Origin of the sequence: Geobacter metallireducens GS-15, assembly GCF_000012925.1 — a bacterium.
Taxonomy (GTDB): Bacteria; Desulfobacterota; Desulfuromonadia; order Geobacterales; family Geobacteraceae; genus Geobacter; species Geobacter metallireducens.
Window position 1 is genome coordinate 3,135,627 of sequence record NC_007517.1, and the last position, 21,637, is coordinate 3,157,263.

Annotated in this window: 20 protein-coding genes and 1 riboswitch; of the genes, 6 read left to right on the forward strand and 14 right to left on the reverse strand. The window is 62.4% G+C overall.

Going from position 1 to position 21,637, the window contains the following annotated elements; translation table 11 throughout:
- Positions 1-25: 25 nt before the first annotated feature.
- Genes GMET_RS13895 through GMET_RS13910 form a run of 4 tightly spaced genes read right to left on the reverse strand, consistent with a single transcriptional unit; the run spans position 26 to position 4,999 of the window.
- Positions 26-2,422 (reverse strand): heavy metal translocating P-type ATPase, encoded by a 2,397-nt coding sequence (locus tag GMET_RS13895; protein WP_004511689.1) that lies wholly within the window; start codon positions 2,420-2,422, stop codon positions 26-28.
- Positions 2,415-3,467, reverse strand: a complete 1,053-nt coding sequence (locus GMET_RS13900) for an AI-2E family transporter (protein WP_004511688.1) — start codon at positions 3,465-3,467, stop codon at positions 2,415-2,417. The genes GMET_RS13895 and GMET_RS13900 overlap by 8 nt, the downstream gene beginning before the upstream one ends.
- A 1-nt stretch (position 3,468) precedes the next feature.
- Positions 3,469-4,515 carry an AI-2E family transporter gene (locus tag GMET_RS13905; protein ID WP_011366099.1) on the reverse strand — a complete coding sequence of 349 codons (1,047 nt, stop codon included), beginning with the start codon at positions 4,513-4,515 and terminating at the stop codon, positions 3,469-3,471.
- A gap of 46 nt (positions 4,516-4,561) precedes the next feature.
- A complete protein-coding gene (locus tag GMET_RS13910) occupies positions 4,562-4,999 on the reverse strand; it encodes a UPF0158 family protein (RefSeq protein ID WP_004511686.1) in 438 nt (145 codons plus the stop codon).
- A 62-nt stretch (positions 5,000-5,061) separates the two neighbouring features.
- Here GMET_RS13910 and GMET_RS13915 point away from each other — a divergent pair, with 62 nt between their 5' ends.
- Positions 5,062-5,802, forward strand: a complete 741-nt coding sequence (locus GMET_RS13915) for a UDP-2,3-diacylglucosamine diphosphatase (RefSeq protein WP_004511685.1) — start codon at positions 5,062-5,064, stop codon at positions 5,800-5,802.
- A gap of 6 nt (positions 5,803-5,808) precedes the next feature.
- Here GMET_RS13915 and GMET_RS13920 read toward each other — a convergent pair whose 3' ends face one another.
- The 5 genes from GMET_RS13920 to GMET_RS13940 all read right to left on the reverse strand — a co-directional run bounded on the left by GMET_RS13920 (position 5,809) and on the right by GMET_RS13940 (position 9,696).
- Positions 5,809-6,045: a hypothetical protein gene (locus GMET_RS13920; protein WP_004511684.1), complete on the reverse strand. Its 237-nt coding sequence runs from the start codon at positions 6,043-6,045 to the stop codon at positions 5,809-5,811.
- Positions 6,046-6,059: 14 nt separating this feature from the next.
- Positions 6,060-7,427 carry a penicillin-binding transpeptidase domain-containing protein gene (locus tag GMET_RS13925; protein WP_004511683.1) on the reverse strand — a complete coding sequence of 456 codons (1,368 nt, stop codon included), beginning with the start codon at positions 7,425-7,427 and terminating at the stop codon, positions 6,060-6,062.
- Between the two features lie 122 nt (positions 7,428-7,549).
- Complete coding sequence (locus GMET_RS13930; RefSeq protein ID WP_004511682.1) at positions 7,550-8,911, reverse strand: YhjD/YihY/BrkB family envelope integrity protein; 1,362 nt, start codon at positions 8,909-8,911, stop codon at positions 7,550-7,552.
- 76 nt (positions 8,912-8,987) lie between these two features.
- Complete coding sequence (locus tag GMET_RS13935) at positions 8,988-9,302, reverse strand: YtxH domain-containing protein (RefSeq protein ID WP_004511681.1); 315 nt, start codon at positions 9,300-9,302, stop codon at positions 8,988-8,990.
- 4 nt (positions 9,303-9,306) lie between these two features.
- Positions 9,307-9,696 (reverse strand): DUF948 domain-containing protein, encoded by a 390-nt coding sequence (locus tag GMET_RS13940; RefSeq protein WP_004511680.1) that lies wholly within the window; start codon positions 9,694-9,696, stop codon positions 9,307-9,309.
- A gap of 230 nt (positions 9,697-9,926) precedes the next feature.
- Positions 9,927-10,056: riboswitch (SAM riboswitch) on the forward strand.
- Between the two features lie 95 nt (positions 10,057-10,151).
- Here GMET_RS13940 and metX point away from each other — a divergent pair.
- Both metX and GMET_RS13950 read left to right on the forward strand, forming a co-directional pair.
- Positions 10,152-11,261 (forward strand): homoserine O-acetyltransferase MetX, encoded by a 1,110-nt coding sequence (gene metX, locus GMET_RS13945; protein ID WP_004511679.1) that lies wholly within the window; start codon positions 10,152-10,154, stop codon positions 11,259-11,261.
- Between the two features lie 48 nt (positions 11,262-11,309).
- Complete coding sequence (locus GMET_RS13950; RefSeq protein WP_004511678.1) at positions 11,310-12,443, forward strand: phosphotransacetylase family protein; 1,134 nt, start codon at positions 11,310-11,312, stop codon at positions 12,441-12,443.
- A gap of 151 nt (positions 12,444-12,594) precedes the next feature.
- Here the strand turns inward: GMET_RS13950 and GMET_RS13955 are convergent, their stop codons facing one another.
- Positions 12,595-13,923, reverse strand: a complete 1,329-nt coding sequence (locus GMET_RS13955) for a cyclic 2,3-diphosphoglycerate synthase (protein WP_004511677.1) — start codon at positions 13,921-13,923, stop codon at positions 12,595-12,597.
- Positions 13,920-14,864, reverse strand: coding sequence for a carbamate kinase (gene arcC, locus GMET_RS13960; RefSeq protein WP_004511676.1), 945 nt, complete (start codon positions 14,862-14,864; stop codon positions 13,920-13,922). Before arcC ends, GMET_RS13955 begins: the two co-directional genes overlap by 4 nt.
- 143 nt (positions 14,865-15,007) lie before the next feature.
- Between arcC and GMET_RS13965 the strand changes: the two genes are divergently transcribed.
- Positions 15,008-16,102 (forward strand): hypothetical protein, encoded by a 1,095-nt coding sequence (locus tag GMET_RS13965; RefSeq protein WP_004511675.1) that lies wholly within the window; start codon positions 15,008-15,010, stop codon positions 16,100-16,102.
- Positions 16,103-16,115: 13 nt separating this feature from the next.
- Here the strand turns inward: GMET_RS13965 and GMET_RS13970 are convergent, their stop codons facing one another.
- On the reverse strand, positions 16,116-17,846 hold the full coding sequence (locus GMET_RS13970; RefSeq protein ID WP_004511674.1) for an ATP-binding protein: 1,731 nt from the start codon (positions 17,844-17,846) through the stop codon (positions 16,116-16,118).
- Between the two features lie 88 nt (positions 17,847-17,934).
- On the opposite strand from GMET_RS13970, the gene GMET_RS13975 reads away from it, so the two are divergent.
- Together GMET_RS13975 and GMET_RS13980 are read left to right on the forward strand one after the other, a co-directional pair.
- Positions 17,935-18,303, forward strand: a complete 369-nt coding sequence (locus tag GMET_RS13975; RefSeq protein ID WP_004511673.1) for a response regulator — start codon at positions 17,935-17,937, stop codon at positions 18,301-18,303.
- A 21-nt stretch (positions 18,304-18,324) separates the two neighbouring features.
- Positions 18,325-19,716 (forward strand): response regulator, encoded by a 1,392-nt coding sequence (locus GMET_RS13980; protein ID WP_004511672.1) that lies wholly within the window; start codon positions 18,325-18,327, stop codon positions 19,714-19,716.
- 377 nt (positions 19,717-20,093) lie between these two features.
- Here the strand turns inward: GMET_RS13980 and GMET_RS13985 are convergent, their stop codons facing one another.
- Together GMET_RS13985 and sigZ are read right to left on the reverse strand one after the other, a co-directional pair.
- Entirely contained in the window at positions 20,094-20,894 is an 801-nt protein-coding gene (locus GMET_RS13985; RefSeq protein WP_004511671.1) for an arsenite methyltransferase, read from the reverse strand.
- Positions 20,895-20,983: 89 nt separating this feature from the next.
- A complete protein-coding gene (sigZ, locus tag GMET_RS13990; RefSeq protein ID WP_035468473.1) occupies positions 20,984-21,532 on the reverse strand; it encodes an RNA polymerase sigma factor SigZ in 549 nt (182 codons plus the stop codon).
- Positions 21,533-21,637: the final 105 nt, after the last annotated feature.

The following is a 21,637-nucleotide window of genomic DNA, read 5'->3' on the forward strand; positions in this document are numbered from 1 at the left end:
TTTGAAAATAAACACAAATTAAAGTTCATTCAAATTTCTTGCCAACTTTCCTGAGAAGAATCGAGTTGGTCACCACCGACACCGACGAGAAGGCCATGGCGAGCCCGGCGTACTCGGGCTTGAGGGTGATGCCGAAGGGGTAGTAGAGGATCCCCGCTGCCACGGGGATGCCGAGGATGTTGTAGAAGAGTGCCCAGAACAGGTTCTGCTTCACCTTGGCGAGGGTGGCCCGACCGAGCCGGATGGCCCGCACCACATCCATGAGATCGTCCCGGACGAGGATCACGTCGCCGGTCTCCTTGGCAACATCGGTGCCGCCGCCGATGGCGATCCCCACGTCGGCCCGGGCCAGGGCCGGAGCGTCGTTGATGCCATCCCCCACCATGGCCGTGAAAAGCCCCTTCGCCTGGTATTCCTTCACCACCTCCTGTTTGCGGCCCGGAAGGACCTCCGCCTCGAAGCCGTCAACACCCGCCTCTCGGGCCACGGCAGCGGCCACGGCCCGGTGGTCGCCGGTAATCATGAAGGTGGCGATTCCCATGGCTTTCATGGCCGCCACGGCCGCGGCCGAACCCTCCTTGAGCCGGTCAGCCAGGGCAGCGACCCCCACAGGGCGCCCACCTGCAGCCACGAAGACCAGGGATTTCCCCTCCCCCCCCAGCCGCGCCGCATCGGTCGCCAGTGGTGCGGTGACGATTCCCGCCTCCTCCAGGAAGCGGGCGTTCCCGGCCATGACCGGCTCTCCGGCCACGGTGCAGACAACGCCCCCCCCTTCGATTTCCCGGTAGTCGGCCGTCTCCGCCAGCATCACGCCACGTTCCGCCGCACCGGCCACGGCAGCCTGTGCCAGGGGGTGGGTGGAGCGGGACTCGGCTGCGGCAAGGAGCGTCAGGAGCCGCTCCTCCGTCTCCCCCGGCACCGGCACGATGTCGGTGAGGGCCGGCTCCCCCCGGGTGAGGGTACCGGTCTTGTCGAGAAGGATCGCCTGGACCCGGGAGATGTTCTCCAGTACCGACCCCCGCTTCACGAGGATCCCCCGATTGAGCCCCACGCCGCTCCCCACCATGATGGCTGTGGGGGTGGCAAGCCCCATGGCGCAGGGGCAGGCGATGACCACCACGGCGATGGCCAGCTTGAAGGCGAAGAGGAACTCCTGGTGGAGCCCCCAGTACCAGACCGCGAAGGTGATGACGGCCAGGGCGATGACCACCGGCACAAAGACGCCGGAAACCCGGTCGGCAAAACGCTGGATGGGGGCCTTGTCAGCCTGGGCCTCGCGCACCATCCGGACGATCTGGGAGAGGAGCGTTTCCTCGCCGATACGGGTCGCTCGGACCGTGAGGACGCCGCCTCTGTTCACCGTGGCGCCGGTGACCGGATTCCCTGGCTTTTTCGTCACCGGCACCGACTCGCCGGTGACCATGGACTCGTCCACGGTGGAGCTCCCCTCAACCACCTCCCCGTCCACGGGAAGGGCCTCACCCGGGAAGACCCGCACCAGGTCCCCAACCCGGACCGCGGAGGCCGGCACCTCCCGCTCCCCCTCGGGGGTCACGAGCCGCGCCTTGTCGGCCTGGAGCCGCAGGAGCTTTTTCAGGGCCTCTCCCGCCTTGCCCCTGGCCCGGGCCTCCAGGTACTTGCCGAGCCGGATGAAGGCGATGAGCATGGCCGAGGTCTCGAAGAAGACATGCCCCCCGTGCTCCCCGAAGGCACCGAAGAAGGCTAAGAGGGAGTAGAAGTAGGCGGCGGAGGTTCCCAGCGCCACCAGGACGTCCATGTTGGCGCTCTTGTTCTTCAGGGCGAACCAGCTCCCCCGGTAGAAGGTGAGCCCCGCCGAGAACTGGACGATGGTGGCCAGCACCAGGTTCATCCACCCCACGGCCCGGTTGTCGTGCTGGGCCATGGTGAACATGATGGGAAGCGAGAGAACGGCACTCAGGATGAACCAGTTCCGTTGGGAGAGGAGCTCCGACGCGGCTTCCGCCCCCCCCTGCTCCGGCTCCACCGGGGTGTACCCGGCCTCCGTCACTAGGGCGAAGATGTCGGCCTGGCCGAGGCGGGCCGGATCGAACCGGACCAGGGCCTCCTCCTGGGCCAGGTTCACCACGGCGGCGGTCACGGCGGGGTTGGAGAGGAGCTTCTTCTCCAGGTTCGCCACGCAGGAGGCGCAGTGGAGCCCCCGGACCCCGAAGCGGAGCTCCCCTGCCGCAGCGGCCCGTCGCGTCCCGTAGCCCAACTCCTTCACCCGGGAGTCGATGACGTCTTCCGAGGTCTTCGCCTCGTCGTACTCCACCGCCATCTCCTCGGTGGCGAAGTTCACCACCGCCATGACGACCCCGTCCATCAGGCCGATCTCCTTCTCGATCCGGGCCGCGCACCCGGCGCAGTGCATCCCGGTAATGCCGAACATCGTCTTATGCATCCCTCTCACCTCCCACCAGATACCCCTTCAGCTCCACGGCGCAGATCTTCACCACCGCCGCCACCGGCACCGCCAGCACCACCCCCCAGAACCCCATGAGCTCCCCCAGGGCCATAAGGGCGAAGACCACCGCCAGGGGGTTCAGGCGCAGGGTTCCCCGCATGAGGAGCGGCTTGATGAGGTTCCCCTCGATAATGACGTTGATGACGAAGTAGGCGGCGCAGACCTTGGGAATGATCATGAGGTCCCCGGTCTCGGCGTACCCCATGAGAGCCGGGGGGATCACCGCCACCATCACTCCCACGTAGGGGACCACCGACGCGAACCCGGCCACGAAGCCGTTCAGGAGCGGAAACTCGATCCCGAGGAGGTAGAGGGCCAGGGCCGACAGGATACCCACCAGGAGGCAATCGAAGAACTGGGCCATGACGAACCGCTCCAGGGAATCCTTGATCCGCCCCCCCACCTCCCGGAAGGAGTGGCGCTCCCGGTGGGGGACGAAGCGGAGGATCAGATCCTTGAAGAACTGCTTGGAGGAAAGCATGAAGAAGACGAGGATCGGCGCCAGGACCAGGTTGAACAGTCCGAAGAGGGCCGCCTTCAACTCCTGGTATCCCTTGCCCGACACGTCCAGGGCCAGTTTTTTCAGGGAATCCTGGGCACTGGCGATGAGCCATGTCCCCTCGTCGCTGCCGTAATAGGGGGAAAGCCGTGCCTTCCACACCTCCATGACCCTCTCCAGGTTCTGTACGTAGCGGGGGACTGCCCGGGGAAACGCTTCCAGCTGATGGTTCAGGTACGGGATAAGCGCAAAGAGCGAAAAGAACATAATCACCGCGATGCAGAGGTAGAGGATGGCGATGGCGGGGATACGGCCGAGCCCCTTGCGCTCCAGGCACTTCATGAAGGGGTTCAGCAGGTAGGCGATGACGAGGGAGGTGAGGATTGCCGAAAGGCTGTGGCGGGCCACGTGACCCGCCAGGAGCACCACCCCGAGGGTGGCGGCCAGGAACCAGGCGATATGGGCCGCGTCCCGGGGGCGCACCTTACGCCCCTCCCGAAAGATCGCCGCGCCGCACGTGGTCCGCGACGATCCTGACCGCCGCGGCGATGGGGATGGCGAGCAGGATCCCCCAGAACCCCATGAGTTCTCCGAAGAGCATGACGACCATAATCGTCACGAGAGGGTTGAGGTCCATGGACTCCTTGAACACCAGAGGCTTCACCACGTATCCCTCAAGGAAGTAGATCACCGCGAAGGCCCCGATGACTTTCAAGAGCACGAAACCGCTCTGGTACTGGACATAGGCGAAGAACAGCGGGGGAAGCGTTGCCAGGATCACCCCGATGAAGGGGAGAACCGACGCGAGGCCGGCGAAGATGCCGTTCAGGAAGGGATAATCGATACCGAGAATGAAGAGGGCGATGATGGAAAGGATTGCCACGATGGCCGAAACGATGAGCTGTCCCCGGATGTAGCCGCCGACGCTGGCGTTGATCTCCCGCCCCAGGGTGAGGACCGCTTCGCGCCGGGAACGGGGAAGCCACGTGATGATCCCGGTCTTGATCTCATTCTTGTACCAGAGCATGAAGAAGATGAGAATGGGGGCCAGGACCAGGTTGAACAGGTTGAAGACAAAACCCGTGGCTGCCTCATAGACGCCGGCGCCCAGGCGTGCCGCCATCTTGTCGATCTGGCCGGTTGCCGTCTCGAAGAGCCAGCGCCACTCATCGTCGGCACCGGCGGGAAGAGCCTGCATCTTCCAGGAGAGGACGATCGCCTTCCCCTTCTGGAGGTAGGCGGGAAGTCCCTTGAGGAACGCCTCCCAACGGATGCTGGCAAAGGGGACAATGAAGGCGACAAAGAAGAGCGAGAGGACCGTGAGGACCAGGTAGAGGGCGACGATCCCCCAACTGCGGCGAAGGCCCCGCCGCTCCAGGAGGACCACGGCCGGATCGAGGAGATAGGCGAGGACAAAGGAGAGGAGAAAGCAGGAAAGGGTGTGGCTGACGGCATAGCCCGCGGCTATCACGGCCGCGGCCGCAAGGAACCACATGATCCCCCTCTGCGCGGCCGGTGCTCTCTCTCCCATGGTTGTCCCCGTTCCCGTGATGCCGCCATCGCTGGCCGGCAGGCTCCTAGAATTCCTCTTCAGCTCCGAAGAGATCATGCTCTTCGAGCCAGCGCCTGATCCGCTCGGAGATGATCTCCTCCTTCATGGCCATGAAGCGGTCGAACTCCTCGGGATAGAAGGAGAGGATCTCGTCCAGTTTCCCGAAGGGCTTCTTCCCCTCGAAGGCCCGTTCGAGCATCCGCTTCAAGGCCTCGTTTTCGACCCCGCGGATGAACTCGTGGAGCAGCAGGCGCTCCTGATCGTAATCGAACGCGGGAATCTGGATGAAACGCTCGCCGCTCGCCTCCAGGTCGCGCCAGAACTCCTCGTCCTCGTAGTCGGCAGGGACGGCGAATATCTCCCCCGTCTCCCGGTCGAGGAAGTACATGATCCCTTCGTCCGGATTGTCAAAGGCCTCCAGGAGATCGTCCCAGACTATCTCCACATCACGCATGAACCCCATGGCTAACCCGTCTTCCTCTCTCTATCTTTACCTTTGCAGGCCTTTTGTTCTATAGTGCCGCCATGCGCGCTATCTTCATCGCCGATGCCCATCTGCGGCACGAGGGGGACGAAAACTACCGGCTCCTCGTGGAATTTCTTACAGAACTCCGGGGAACCGTCGACACGCTCTTCATCCTCGGCGATCTCTTCGAATTCTGGATCGGCTACGAAACGGTCCCCTTCACCCACTACCTTCCGATTCTGAAAAAGCTCCAGGAGCTGGCGGAAAATGGCACGGAAATCGTCTACCTGGAGGGAAACCACGACTTCCACATGGGGCCGTTCTTCACCAAGACCCTCGGCGCCCGGGTCCATCCCGGCCCGGCCCTCGTCACCATCGAGGGGAAACAGGTCTATCTCTGCCACGGCGACGAGGTGAACAGCCGGGATTACTCCTACCGGCTCCTCCGCTTCATCCTCCACAGCTCCCTCGTCCGGGCGGCCACCCGTGTCGTTCCCCCCTCGGTCGCCTCCCGTATCGCCGAGCGGATGTCCCGCGGCAGCAGGAAGAACCATGGCCGGCGGCAGCACCGCTGGGATTACCCGGCGCTCCTGCGGGAATTCGCCGCCCGGCGCTTCCGCGAGGGGTGCGACGTGGTTGTCTCGGGCCACTTCCACATCCCGTTCCTGGACGAAGCCGACGGAAAGGTTCTCCTCTCCCTGGGTGACTGGCTCACCCACTATACCTACGGGGAGTGGCGGGACGGGGTGGTATCGCTGAGGCGATACCGGTACCGGGGACCGGGGACCGGGGACCAGTAAAAACCTTCACGTCACGTCGAGGCCGAAGAGCCTCAGATATTTCCCAACCCGCTCCTCCAGGGTCGGCGCCGCCACCAGGAGGCAGGTTTCGTCGGGGCGATACCCCCGGCAGACCGCGGGGCGCACATCATAGGCGGTACAGAGCCCTGCCTCACCCAGATGCCGACACCTCTCCCCAACCGGCTTTCCGAGCGTCGTAATATCAGGAGCGATACAGCAGGTGCCGCACTTCAGACACTCCATGAATCTCCCCCCGATTACCGCCCCTTGGCGAAAAACGCCTCCAGGGCCTGTTCACCCAGATATGACGCCTTGATTTTCCACTTGTCCTGATTGATGACGAGGGCGGCGAGGGCGATCTGCGGATTCTCAACGGGAGCGTAGGCGGCAAACCAGTTGTAATGCCCCTCGGGATCAGTGCCGTTGATGGAGCCGGTCTTGGCGGCTATGTTGACATTGGCGATCCGGGGACGTCCATGGTTGTCGTGGAAGGCTCGGCGGGAAGTGCCGCTGGTGACGGTGGTGGAGAGCATTCGCGTGAGCTGGGCAGTCACCTCGGGAGCCGCGATGGAGCGGATGGTCCGGGGCTGATGCGTGTAGGTCACCTTGTTTCCGGTGTTCCTGATCTCCTCCACGAGGGAGGGGGCGAGCATGGTGCCGCCGTTGGCGATGGCTGCCATCATGACTGCCACATGGATGGGAGAGATCTTCACTTCCCGGCCGAGGCCGGCACCCATGAGGCGCAGATCGTTGTCGGTCCGGGGATACTCGGCCCGGCTCGGCTGGACCGGGGTGCCGGGGAGGAGGTAGTGGTTGAACCCGTAGCGCTCGGCGCAGCGCAGCACCGACTCCCTCCCGGCGATATCGCAGGCGACCCGGCCAAAGACCGGGTTGACCGATTTCCCCATGGCGGTCGTCAGGTCCATCTCCTGGGCGCCCCGCTTCGGGAGGGAACTCCAGTAGCGGGCACTCTCCGAATAGAGCCCTCCCCGGAAGGGGATGACCGTATCGGGGGTTACCTTCCCCTGTTCCAGGGCCGCCGTGGCGGTGATGATCTTGAAGAGGGAGGCCATGGGGTAGACCCCGTAAAAGGCCCGCTCCTCCCACTCGGGAGAGACGGACGAGTGGGAAACCATGGCCAGGACCTTGCCGCTCTTGGGTTCGATGGCAACAAAGACCCCATAGGGAACATCGAACTGGGTCAGGACCTCCCTGACCCTCTCCTGAATCGTACTGTCGATGGCAAAGACCACTCTCCCCCCTTCGGGAACGGGAGCAACGAGGCGGTCGCCTTCAAGCCGGGCCTGGGGAAAGAGGCCGGCACCGAGACGGAAGGAGCTGTAGATATCCAGATCGCGGGGAAGCTTCCCGGCAGATTGCGCCTCCTTCTGATCGCTGGAAACGGCCGTTCGCCCCGAAAGCACGGAAGAAAACACCGGATAGGCGGCGATAAGGGCCGCCAGCACGGGAAGGAGGACCCGAAGACTTTTTTTCCGGGGCTTCGATTCTTCGAGCCCCTTGCTTTCGAGTCTTTTGAAGGAGTTGCGGGGAGGGTCTTTCCGGCGCCCGGTGAGGGCGGAAAATGAAAAACGGCGCTTTCTCGTCAGATGTTTAAAATCTTGCATATATGGAAAAGGGTCCGGTTGCCCGAAACAGGCGTGAATACATGAAATTCATGGCGGTTACATTGCCGTCACTATATGCAAAACCCCTCCCTTTGTCAACGACGGCCCCCGTTACCAACCTCTCATGAATCGCGCCTCGACAGAGGTTCACCTGCCAACGGCACCCGCTCCGCCAGGTCCCGAAAACTCAGATCACCCAGGGCACTCCGAACCGCCGCCTCGATGGCTTCCCAGAGATCGTCCACGACAACATGATCCTCTCCTCCCAGCTGGCCGGGCAGCCCGACTCCCTGATTCCTCAGGGAGGAGAGCACCTCCCCGACCCTGATGTGCTCCAGGTCCCGGGCCGGCAGGTAGAGGGGATCATCGCCGCACCCCGCCGCCAGGACTCCTTCGTCTTCCAGACATTCGAGGAGCTCCCTCACGGAACGCTCAGGCACATCGAGGTGCTCGGCAAGCCCGGTGATGCTCCAGGGCGGGCGATCATTATGGAACGCCAGGGAAATCTCGTAGATGACGGCCAAGGCCAGGCGCTCCCGGGCCGCGTTGCTGATGGCGGGGGTGCGCACTTCGCGCCGGAAGGTCCGCAGGTGTTGATGGGCGTAAACCACTTCCCCCCCCAGAAGAACAATGACCCAGCTGGCGTACAGCCAGACCATGAAGACCGGCAGCACCGCCAGTGTCCCGTAGATGGCGTTGTACTTTGCCACCCCCACCTGAAAGTGGATGTACCCCCACTGGGCGCCCTGCCAGATCGTACCGGCGATAATCCCTCCCACAAGGGCCGAGCGGAAGCGGACTTTGGTATTGGGGATGAACATGTAGAGAAAGACGAGGGCGATCCAGATGCTGAGGTAGGGAACCAGGCGAAAAAGGGCCAGCAGCGCATCGCCGAGATACGTGTATCCCATGATCCACTGGACGAACGCCTGGCTTTCAATGGTGGTGGTCGTGCTCACCGCGGCAAAAAGAAGGATCGGGCCGCTCACCAGCACACTCAGGTAATCACTGAACTTGCGGTAGAGGGAACGGGTCTCCCGGACCCCCCAGATGGCGTTGAAGGCCTCCTCGACGTTGCCGAGGAGCGTCACGACCGTGACAAAGAGGGCCGCAAGGCCGATGGCGCCGAGGGATCCGACCTTGGTGTTGTTGATGTAGGCGACGATCTTGTCGACGATCTCGTGGGAGCCGGCTGCCACCTGGTCGAGGATAAACGGTTCCAGGGTGTTCTGGACTCCAAACCCCTTCAATACCGCGAAAGCAAGGGCAAAGAACGGGACGATGGAGAGGAGGGTGGAGAAGGCCAGGGCTGAAGCCCGGATGAGGCACTGGTCGTCCAGAAAGTCCTTGACCACCAGGGCGCCGATCTGCAGACACCGCAGCAGGCGCCCCTTCACCGGGCCAAAGGAGTCGGGCTCCATCTCCCAGAGGGCATGGGTGAAAAACCCTATGATCCTGTCCACCGCAGTTTCTCTTTGCGCCATGGCTCCCGCACCGGACGGCCCTGCTTACGAAAAAGCCCACGCGAGGTGGGCTTTTTCGTGCATAAACCGGAGGCTGCTACATCTGTCCGTACTTTTCTTTTTCCCGATCCATCGCTTCCTTGCCGGCCTCGATGGCGGAGGTGATGATCGACTTCTTCTCGGCGATCAGGTCCTTGGTCTCCTCATAGGTGTCCTTGATCTTGCCCTGGGCCTCCTTGGTGAAGCCCTTGATCTTGTCGATCGCATCATCGGTCAGATCCATGATGTTTTCCCGCATCTCCTTGCCGGTCTTCGGAGCAAGCAGGAGCCCCAGCCCCGCACCGACCGCCGTGCCGGCCAGGAAGGAGAGGAACACCGTTCCGACGCTTATCCCTTTTTCTTCGTCTGCCATGTCATTACCCCCTTTTCGTGATGAGTCGTTGAGCTAGGAATTTGCCTGCCGTCCTGGCGCCGGTTATCCAGACCGACGAGGTTGCCGCAGCATGGGCCACCGAGCTGACCACGGTGTTGATGGTGCGGAGGTTGCGGCCCGTGTCGCCGACCGCCTCCATGAAGGTCTGGACATCCTCGCGCTTCTCGGCGATCCCCTCGGTCACCGTACGCAGTTCGGTGAGGGTCCGCTCAAGCTCGAGGAGCACCGGTTTCAGTTCGCCGCCGGTACGACTCACGAAGCCGCGCAGGTCTGCCGCGGCCTTCCGAATCTCGATCAGGGTCGGGATAATGAAAGCCACCAGCACCACCAGGGCGAGGGCAATCACCACCACGGCTATTGCGGTCACAGTCATGCGGTCGATTCCTCCAGGAACGGAAAGTAGTGTAAGTATAGAAGAGGAGCGGGATAATGCAAGCGTACCGTTAAGGCCGGAAGCGGGGCCACTATACCCTATCCCCGTCGGCGTTTGCAAACGAAATGCTCAGGATTGGCGCGGAGTTTCACCTCCAGTGCCAGGGAAATTTTCATTTGACAAACCCCGGGGGCTTCCGTATTCTTTCTGGAAAATTAAATAGAAACGCATTCTTATCAAGAGTGGTGGAGGGAAAGGCCCTGCGAAGCCACAGCAACCGGTCTTCCGGGTCGCATTCGAGCACGAAGGCGAACCGGAAGGTGACAGGTGCTAAATCCTGCCGGGAGGCAAAGATGAGAACGGCGCTTGACGATAGCCACAACTGTCAACAAAGCCCCTTCTCGCCACCGCGGGAAGGGGCTTTTGTTTCCGAACCATTTATTCAGGATTGACGCATGTCCGTCGGCATCGTACAGGAACAATCAGTAACCTTCGACACGGAACTCCGGCTGGAGAGCGGCCGCATTCTCGGCCCCATCACCCTCGCCTACGAGACCTACGGCGAGCTGAACGCCGACCGCTCCAACGCGATCCTGGTGGCCCACGCCTGGACCGGAAACGCCCATCTGGCGGGGAAAAACAGCGAGGAGGACACAAAGCCGGGATGGTGGGACGCCATCGTCGGCCCCGGCCGGCTCCTGGACACCGACCGGTGCTTCGTCATCTGCTCCAACGTCATCGGCTCCTGCTACGGCTCCACCGGCCCCGCCTCCATCAACCCGAAAACCGGCAAGCGCTACAACCTCACCTTTCCCGTCATCACCGTCCGCGACATGGTCAGGGCCCAGGCCCTCCTCCTCGACCACCTGGGAATCGACCGGCTCCTCACCGTCCTCGGCGGGAGCATGGGGGGGATGCAGGCCCTGGAGTGGGCCACCCAGTTCCCGGACCGGATCCGCTCCGCCATCGCCCTGGCCACCACGAGCCGCCCGTCGCCCCAGGCCATTTCCCTCAACGCCGTTGCCCGCTGGGCCATCTTCAACGACCCCACGTGGAAGAAGGGGGAATACCGCAAGAACCCCAAGGACGGCCTGGCCCTGGCCCGGGGGATCGGCCACATCACCTTTCTCTCCGACGAGTCCATGTGGCAGAAGTTCGGCCGCCGCTTCAACGCCCGGGACGGCCTCTTCGACTTCTTCGGCCAGTTCGAGGTGGAGCGCTACCTCTCCTACAACGGCTACAACTTCGTGGACCGCTTCGACACCAACTCCTTCCTCTACCTGGCCAAGGCCCTGGACCTCTACGACACGGCCTGGGGGTACGAATCCCTGGAGGAGGCGTTTTCCCGGGTAAAGGCGCCGATCCAGTTCTTCGCCTTCACCTCCGACTGGCTCTACCCCCCCTACCAGACCGAGGAGATGGCGACCATCCTCCGCTCCCTCGGCAAGCCGGTCGAATACCACCTGATCGAATCGGCCTACGGCCACGACGCCTTCCTCCTGGAACACGAGACCTTCGCGCCGATGGTGCGGGAATTCCTCGACAAGGTGGAACGTTCGGAGTAGCCTCGGGTGAACATTGCGTTGCAGTGATGCACTGCCGGGAGGTGAACGATGGCGAGGAAGATCTTCATAGCGGCCACGGGACAGAACTGCGGCAAGACCACCACCAGCCTCTCGCTGCTCCACCTGGCTCGGAAGAAATACGGCAGGGTCGGCTTCATGAAACCCCTGGGCCCCAAGCCGGCAACGCTGCGCGGGGTCCCCATGGACAAGGACGCGGCCCTCATGGCCCAGGTCTTCGGCCTGACAAAAGACCTGCGCTGGATGTCGCCGGTGGTGGTCTACCCCGACACCAGCCGGAAGGTCATCGACGGCGAGATCTCCCCCGACGGACTCCGGGAGCGGATCCTGGAAGCCCATGCCGAGTTGGAGAAGCAGTGCGACTTCATCATCATCGAAGGGTCGGGGCATCCGGGGGTCGGCTCCGTGATGAAACTCTCCAACGCCCGTATCGCCCGGATGCTCGATGCGCCGGTGCTCATGGTGACCGGCGGCGGCGTGGGGAACGTGGTGGACGCGGTCTCCGTGGACCTGGCCCTCTTCGAGAAGGAGGGTGCCCAGGTCCGGGCCATCCTGGCCAACAAGCTGGTTCCCCACAAGCGGGAGCAGATCCTCGACTACCTGCAGCGGGCCTTCGCCGACGAACCCTTCCCCGTCATCGGCGGCTTCGACTACCAGCCGGTCCTGGCCAACCCGACGCTGGACCGGGTCTCGAAGCTCCTGGACCTCCCCCTCCACGGCAACCGGCGCGACCGGAACCGGATCATCCACAACGTGCAGATCGGCGCCGCCTCCACCCAGCGGGTGGCGGAACTGCTGCGGGACTCCACCCTCCTCATCGTCACCAGCAGCCGCGACGAACTCCTCGTGACCCTGGCCAACCTCTACCAGATGCCCGAATACCGCTCCAAGCTCGTGGGGCTCGTCATCCCCGGCATCATCCCGGTCAGCACCATCACCCAGCAGATCCTGGAGCGGAGCAAAATCCCCTTCCTCCGCAACTACACCCACACCACTGCCGAGCTGTACCACCTCATCACCGAGGATGTCTCGAAGATCACCGCCGAAGACACCGAAAAGCTCGCCCTCATCAGGAGCCTGGCCGAAACCCGCCTCGATTTCGACCGGCTCGATGCGCTCTTCGGGCCGGCCCCACGTGATCCAGACCGTCCTCGCACTCCCTGACATTCAAATGCGTTTGAAACACTGAGCAACTGAGCAACGGAGTAAAATCTAGAGGGGAATTCCGTCGAAATCCGGGTAATACGCGTAACAGGGTCAAGCAGAATCCATAGCTAGCCAACTGATTTCTCAGTTGCTCCGTTGCTCAGTGTTATTACAGCTGCCGTGTTCGAAGAAACGACTCGAACGCCTCCCGGAGCGGCTCCCCCTCCCCTTCGCCGATGGCGTAAGAGGCACGGAGAACCGTCTTCCCCGTGCCGGTCAGGCGGGCGATGTCGATGGGGGTGGCAGCCACCACCAGGTCGCACGGCACCGCCTCGATGGTGCGGGCCAGGTCCGCCACCTGGGCGGGGCTATACCCCATGGCCGGGAGGACCGGCCCGATGTGGGACCAGGCGCCATAGACCTCCCGCAGCGACCCCTGGGCCCAGGGGCGCGGGTCGACCGCCTCGGCGGCACCGTGCTGGCGGGCAGCGGCGAGCCCGGCGCCGGAGGGCATGGAGCCGTGGGTGATGGTGGGCCCGTCCTCGATGACCAGCACCCGCTTCCCCCTGATCCGCTCCCCTTCGGCCACGGTGATGACCGATGCCGTCCGCACCAGCAAGGCCGACGGGTTCGCGCTCCGCACCGCCGTCGCCACCGCCTCGATGGCCGCCGGCTCGGCGGCATTCACCTTGTTCATGACCACCACGGATGCCCGGCGCAGGTTCACCTCCCCCGGATACCAGGAGGTCTCGTGGCCCGGCCGCAGCGGGTCCACCACCACCATCTCCAGGTCGGGCCGGAAGAAGGGAAGATCGTTGTTGCCGCCATCCCAGATGATGAGCCTCGCCTCCCTCTCCGCCCGCCGGAGGATCCGCCGGTAGTCCACCCCCGCGTAGACGATGGCCCCGTGGTCGAGGAGGTGCTCATACTCCTCCCGTTCCTCGATGGTGCACCGGAAGCGGTCCAGGTCCGCCAGCCCCTCCAGCCGCTCCACCGCCTGGGCCGCCAGGTCGCCGTAGGGCATGGGATGCCGGACCACCACGGGGCGGATCCCCCTCTCCCGCAAGATGTCGCAGAAGTAGCGGACCACCTGGCTCTTGCCGCAGCCGGTCCGTACCGCGCAGACCGACACCACGGGGAGCCGGCTTCTGAGCATGGTGGCGTCCGGCCCCATGAGGAGGAAATCGGCGCCCAAGGCCAGGACCCGGGATGCGATGTGCATGAGCCGCTCGTGGGAGACGTCGCTGTAGGCGAAGACCACCTGCTCCGCCCTGAGGCGGCGGATGAGTTCCCCCAACTCCTCCTCGGGAAAGATGGGTATCCCGCGGGGATAGAGTTTGCCGGCCAGTTCCGCCGGATAGCGGCGGTTGCTGATATAGGGGATCTGGGCCGCGGTGAACGCCACGACCCGGAAGACGGGGTTGTCCCGGAAGGAGCAGTTGAAGTTGTGAAAGTCCCGCCCGGCTGCCCCCATGATGATGATCCGTTTCCGCTTCATGATCCGCCTCCAGTGATTTCCGTTCCTGCCGTGCCCGCAACAGCCTGTTCGATCTCGTCCAGATGGCAGATGACCCCCCTCTTCCCGCCGCCGCGGACAAAGCGGAGGACCGCCTCCACCTTCGGCCCCATGGAGCCCGGAGGGAACTGGCCGGCCGCCAGCAATCGCCCTGCCTCGTCCGCATCGAGGCGCTTCAGGAACTCCTCGGCCGCGGTGCCGAAGCCGGTGGCCACCCCCGGCACGTCGGTGGCGATGACCAGAATATCCACCCCCACTTCTAGGCAAAGGCACGCGCTTGCCAGATCCTTGTCGATCACCGCATCGATGCCGTGGAAGGCGCGCCCCTCCCTGGTAACAGGAATCCCGCCCCCGCCGCAGCAGACCACGATGAAATCCACCTCCACGAGGCGCCGTATCTCTTCCTTTTCAACCACGGCCAGGGGTTCCGGCGACGCCACCACCCGCCGGTACCCCTTGGGGGTGCCCGCCATGGGCCACGGGAACCGCGCCGCCTCCTCAGCCGTGTAGCAGGGACCGATGGGCTTGGTGGGGGTGCGGAATGCGGGATCATCCTCCGCCACCTGCACGTAGCTGATGAGGCTCACCAGAAACCGTTTTTCCCCACCGAGGGCCAGAAGCTCGCTTTCCAGGCTCGATTCGATCATGTAGCCGATCTGTCCCTGGGTCTGGGCCACCAGGACCTCCAGGGGCATGGCCGGCACCTCCGGGCAGCTCTCCTGCTGCATCAGGAGGTTTCCCACCTGGGGACCGTTGCCGTGGGTGATGATGATCCGGTAGCGGTCCGCCAGGCGCGCGATCTGCTCCATGGGGCGCCTCAGGTTGGCGAACTGCTCCGCGCAGGTCCCCTGCTCTCCCTGGCGGATCAGGGCATTGCCGCCGAGGGCGATCAGGAGGATGGGGCGGTTCACGGTGTGGGTCATGGTGGGTCCTCTCCCCGGTGTGAATTCATGAGAGTCTCTGCAATGGTACCACAGAGATGGCCCCGATGCAGGCGACGACATTGACAAGGGGGGATTCGGGGGATTTACTTGAAAGACATCATTCAACCCCACGAGGTACGCGTATGCCACCCTTCCCGCCGTATATCCCCCCCGATTTCACCCGTCCCGACCTGGCAGCCGCCCCTCCGGCCAGCACGGAGAAGGCTCCCCGCGACGGCGTGCTCCCCGCCGGCTTCCACGCCACGTCCAACCACCCGGAGTATGTCCACCTAGGGGGCGGGAGGTGGCTCCTGGCCGTCGAGAGCAGAATGGATGCGGTTCTCGTTCTTGAGGATGAGGGAGTGAGGGTGGTGGAGCCCCGCTTGGTGCGGGAGGGGGAAAGGGTCGTCATGGGGCGCGCGGAGAACGGCGAGGATGGCATCTACGTACACACCACGGGATTCGAACCGCTGGCGGATGCCTCATCGGGCGACAAATTCGGCTTCCGGAGCCGCGGCACCCGGGAGACCCCCTTTTCCCGCTCCTACGACGAGCTGTACGACATCCTGCGCCACGACCGCGACAACGGCTCTATCGTCTGGGTTCTTGGTCCCGCCGTGGCCTTCGACCGGGACAGCCGCGACGCCATGGCCAGCCTGGTCGGTGCCGGCTACTGTCATGCCCTCCTGGCCGGCAACGCCCTGGCCACCCACGACCTGGAGGCGGCCTTCTTCCACACCGGGCTCGGCCAGGACATCTACACCCAGGCCCTGGTTCCCCGGGGACACTACAACCATCTGGACGTCATCAATGAGGTGCTGCGCCACGGCTCCCTGGAGCGGGCCATGGCCGAGCTGGGGATCGGGGACGGGATCATCCGGGCCTGCCTGGAGCGCCGGGTGCCGGTGGTCCTGGCGGGCTCCATCCGCGACGACGGGCCGCTCCCCGAGGTCATCACCGACTCCGGCCGGGCCCAGGACGCCATGCGGGTCCACGCCCGCCGCGCCACCACCGTCATTGCCCTTGCCACCCAGCTCCACGCCATCGCCGTCGGGAACATGACGCCGGGCTACCGGGTCATGGACGACGGTACGGTGCGGCCGGTCTATTTCTATGTCGTCGACATGTCCGAATTCATCGCCGACAAGCTGGCCAACCGGGGCTCCGCCCAGGCCCGGGCCATCCTGACCAACGCCCAGGACTTCATGGTGAACCTCTGGCACAACCTGCGGGGGTGAGTGCGCGGGAGAACTACCCCCCGTTGGCCGGCAGCAGAAAACAGAACGTGCTCCCTTCTCCCTGGCGGCTTTCCACCGTAATGCTCCCCCCCATCAACTCGACCAGCCGCTTGCAGATGGAGAGCCCCAATCCCGTTCCTTCGTATTTTCGGCTCAAGCCGGTGTCAACCTGATGGAACGGCTTGAAGAGGCGTTCCAGATCCTCTTCCTTGATGCCGATGCCGGAATCGGCGACGCTGGTGACGTACCACTCCGATTCGCGGGAGCAACGCACGCTGATGGTCCCCTGTTCGGTGAACTTGACCGCGTTGCTGAGTAGATTCAGCAGCACCTGTTCCACGCGCCGCTGGTCGCTGACGATGCTTCCCACATCATCCGCGATTTCCAGGATGAGGCGCAGACCTTTTTTGTCAACGAGGCCGGCCACCGATTGGGTGACCTTCTGAACGGACTCCCGCAGTTGGAACGGCTCAGGAGATATCTTCAACTGCCCCGCCTCGATCTTGGAGATATCGAGAACGTCGCTGATCAGGGAAAGCAGGTGGTTGGCGCTATGCCTGACCATGGTCAGCTGCTTGGCCTGTTCGTCATTGATGGGGCCGCCCAGCCCCTGCAGCAGGATGCCGGTAAAGCCGATGATGGAGTTGAGGGGGGTCCGCAGTTCATGGGACATGGTGGCGAGAAAGGCGGATTTCAGCTGGTCGGCCGCCTCGGCCCGCTCCTTGGCCACCGCGAGCTCGGCAGTTCGCTCCCTGACGAGATCCTCCAGATTTTCCCGGTACTTCCGAAGCTCCTCTTCGGCCATTTTGCGCTCGGCCAGTTCCTGCTCCAGCTGCGCCGTGCGGAGCTTGACGGTCCGCCGGAGCGTGCGGTTCCAGAGGATGAACCCGGTCACCGTCATTATGACAACCACCCCCAGGATAAGGCCCGAAACTTGCAGCCAGACAGGCAGTTTGAACTGCACGTCTTCCGAGGTCCAGCGGTTCAGCGATGCATAATAGGCCGACCGGGGGTCCTTTTTCAGCTCCGCGAGGTGACGGTCGATGGCGTCCAGCAGGTGACGGGAAGCATCCCGGGGCGCGGCAAAAAAGAAGGGGGCGGGGTCGAACATGATCGGCGTATCTTCCAGCCCCGACTCTCTCGCGTGCCTCAACCCGTAGAAACGGTTGGTGACGGCGGCATCAATCTTGCCATTGGCAAGCATGTCGAACTCGGTCTTGTAATCGGGCACGGGGATGAGGGTGATCTTCAACCCGAAGCTGCTGGCGAGCCTCCTGAAGGTTTCAAACTGGATCGTCTGCTCCAGGGCGGCAACCCGTTTTCCGTTCAGGTTCAGGATCGATTGGATGCCGCTCCCCTTGCGGGCATACACCTGGGACCAGCCGGTGAGAACCGGAATCCTGTGGAAGGAGTAGAGGTTTTCCCGCTCGGCCGTATAGGCCACGTCCGGCATGAGGTCGATCTCCCCTTTCGCGAGCCGATCCAGGCCTTCCACCCAGGTGCCGTGCACATAGTGCAGGTTCCACCCCTCGGTTTTCGCGATGTGCTCGATAATATCGATGAAGATGCCCGACGGTTTGCCGGAGTCGTCGGTGAAGATCTTGGGGGAGTTTTCATAGACACCGACGGTCACGACCCGGGCCTCGGCTCCGGCAGTGGGGATTGCGAGGTTGGAAAAAGTGAGCAGCGCGATGAGGAGCACCAGGAAACAGCTTCGACATGCCATGCCGCTTTTCGTCATCATACCATGCACTCCGCTCATTAATTGTTGCCAAAAAACCGACATACGGTAAGATACAGTACGCACTAGATCAAGCCAAAAGGACTGTATCGTGAACAACAAAATTCTCATCATCGAAGACAACGAGCAGAACCTCTACCTCCTGTCGTTCATCCTTGAGAAGCACGGTTACGAAGTCTTCGCCGCCATGGACGGGTTCGAGGGGATCGCCCTTGCCGACAGTGTCCGGCCAACCCTCATATTGCTGGATATCCAGCTCCCTGAAATGGACGGCTACGACGTAGCCCGCAAACTCAGGGCCAATCCTTCCCTGGCTGATGTCCCCATAGTTGCCGTCACGTCATACGCCATGGCCGGAGACCGGGAAAAAGCCCTGATCGCCGGTTGCAGCGGCTATATCGAGAAGCCGATCAATCCCGACACCTTCATGCAGCAGGTCAAGGAGCACTTGCCGGCCTAATCTGTCCAGAGGAGAGAAGGCATGACTCGAATCCTGATCGTCGATGACAACGAGCAGAACCTCTACATGCTGGAGGTTTTACTCTCCGCGCACGGTTTTCAGGCACTCTCGGCGACAAACGGAGCCGAAGCCCTGGCACTGGCCCAGGCCTCCCCCCCCGATCTCATCATCAGCGACATCCTCATGCCGGTCATGGATGGGTACGCATTCTGTCGCGAATGCAAGAAGACGGCCCAGCTGAATGATGTGCCGTTCATATTCTACACCGCCACCTTCACCGAGGCAGAGGACGAGAAGCTCGCCCTGAGCCTCGGCGCCGACCGCTTTCTCCTCAAGCCTCAGGAGCCGGATGAGATGATGCGGATTGTCCGCGAGCTGCTCGCCGTGCCGCGGCCCGGAACCGGCCGAGAGCCGTCGGAGAAAGGTCAGGAGCAGGCTGAACACCTCCAGAAGTATGGCGAAGCGCTGTTCCGGAAGCTGGAAAAAAGGATGGCCGACCTGAAGCAGGCCAACCGGGCGCTGGAACACGAGATCGAAGAGCGCAAAAAGGCCGAACTGGAACTGCAGCAAGTGAACCGGACCCTCGAAGAACGGGTCGCCGAGCGCACTGCCCTGCTGGCAGCAGCCAACGGGCAGTTGCAGGAGGAAGTCCAGCGCTCCAGGCAGGCCCAGAACGAGATCGCCCTGCTGAACGACGTTCTGGTGAGGCGGACCGAATCGCTGGAAGGGCTGAACCGGGAACTGGAGGCTTTCAGCTCGGCGGTCACCCATGACCTCCAGGCGCCGCTTCGGAGCATCATCGGATACGCCGGCATCGTGCGCGAGGAGTGCGAAAATGCGGTCGACGGGTCGGTGCTCGAATATATCGGCAGAATCGAGCGGAGCGTCAACAGGATGAACGAGCTGATCGAGGCGCTGCGGGACCTGTCGCAGGCCAGCTCCGCGGCGTTGCATCCCGACACCGTCAACCTGAGCACCATCGTCCGGGAGATCATCTCCGCCCTGCAGGAAGCGGACTCGGAGCGCCGCGTGACCTTTGTCATAGCCGACGGCGTGACCGCGGAGGCGGACAGGCCGCTGATCACATCGGTCATCGACAACCTGCTCAACAACGCCTGGAAGTACAGCCGGCGGAATGAAACGGCGCGGATAGAATTCGGCGCCCTGGAGAAAGACCAGGAGCACGTCTATTTCGTCAGGGATAACGGCGCCGGTTTTGACATGAAGTACGCTTCGAAGCTTTTTACCCCCTTCCAGCGCCTGCATCGGCAGGATGAATTCGAAGGGACGGGGGTCGGGCTGGCAACCGTCCAGCGGATCATTCACCGCCACGGCGGCAGGATCTGGGCGGAAGCAAAAGTGGCTGAAGGGGCAACGTTCTATTTTACCCTCAGTCGGGCAATGCATGGTTAACTGGTTGCCCTCTCCCCCTCGGCGCCGGGCATTTCTTCCCGGCCTTCTGCTGCTCCCATCGCCATCGAAATTCCGGAGTTCCATTCGTCGTTTCGCGCTCCGCCCTTCATCGGCTGGTCAGGCCGACTACTATGGCTTCTGCTGACTTCTGCCGAACATGAGGAAGCTGCTTTTCAGCTCCCCTGCACCGGATTTCGCCAGTGCGAGAGCTGAACCTGCCCCGCCGCGGCGAAGACTGCGTGGGAAACCTCATTGTCGGCCAGGAATCCCTGGAGCGGTATTTTCGCATGACGCAACGGCCCATAATCTGCCAACGGCTGAGGGCGCAGCGGCGGCGCGGGTTCACCGCGCCGACCGTCTGGCGCGCTTTGTTATGCCTATGGTTTTATTGCTTCGATAGTTGCCGAAACTACATAGTCCTCTATTTTGCTTCCCGGCATCCAGTCACGGATGAATGCTCTGCTCTCCGTTTTTGGATTGATTCGAATATTCACGAAGCCGGTTCGCTCCAACATGGATTCAATTTCCTCGATCGAAGATGCGCCTGCTATGCATCCGGTGTGGAACGCCATATTATTTTTAATGTCCCCGGGCATTTCGGCGGTGGCAACTACATCGGAAATTGCCAGCCGTCCGCCCGACTTCAAGACACGGAAGGACTCGCTAAACACCTTTGCTTTTTCTGGAGATAGGTTGATTACACAATTCGAGATGATGACGTCCACAATGCCATCGGCAACCGGAAGGTTTTCCAACTCCCCTAATCGAAAATCGACGTTCCCGAAATTGGCTTTATCCGCATTGCGGCGGGACTTCGTAATCATTTCCGGCGTCATGTCAACTCCTATGACATGTCCTGTGTGGCCGACAGCCCGAGCCGCAAGGAAGCAGTCGAACCCTCCGCCGCTACCAAGGTCGAGCACCGTTTCGCCAAGCTGCAAAGACGCAATGGCCTGCGGATTGCCGCACCCAAGCCCCAGGTTCGCACCCTCAGGAACAGCCGCCACATCTTCGCCTGAGTAACCCAAGCCAAGCGAGATGTCTTCTGTCGTAGCACCATTAGGCGTTCCACAGCACGATGAAGAAGAGCAACCGCAACCTGCCCCACCTGATACGGCAACCTTTCCATAATTCTCCCGAACTGCACCGCGAATCTCTTCATTCCTTTGCTTGTCCATTTTGCACCTCCTCAATAGGGTTTATGAGCAGCGCTCACCCTATAGACGGCAAAAGATCAAAAAGGACGCAACATTAACGCTGCTGGTAATCAGCAAGCATCACAAGCTTTGCCTTTGCGTTCGTAATCGCAGAGCCGTCCGTTATGGTCTAACTCAAGCCGGCAGCAATCAGCTATCATTCCCTTCAGCAGAGCGCGTCCGCGCTGTACTCGCGATTTGGCGCCGGAAAGTGACGTCCCCAGCACCTCCGCAACCTCCCTTTGCGTCAAGCCTTCCAATTCCGACAGAATGATCGCTTCCCGATAAATCTCCGGCAACCGTTGTATCATGGGCTGAAGACAGTCGGACAACTCTTGAACGGCCTTTTCGCCCGGATTCGATTCCGGGTGCGCCAACGACACAGGAATACCGGTCGAGGCCTTTTGCGAGCGATAAAGATCGATGATGGCATTTCGCGCAATCTGGTAGAGCCAGCTTTGCAGCTTTGTCCCGTCCTTCAGGGACGGCAGTCCGGCATGCATCTTCAGGAATACGTTTTGAAGAGTGTCATCTGCAACTGCGTCATCGGCAATCCTGCTCTTGATGAAGGCGCGAAGCCTTAAATGATATTCTTGCCAAATTTGTTCTGATGTCTTCATTGTAAATTCTCTGGCATAACGGGTCACGCAGTTGACCCGTTCGGGCAGCTTTTCCGCCCGACCGGTGTCCAACTGACCAGTTGGGACTTCTCCTTTTTAGCCTTC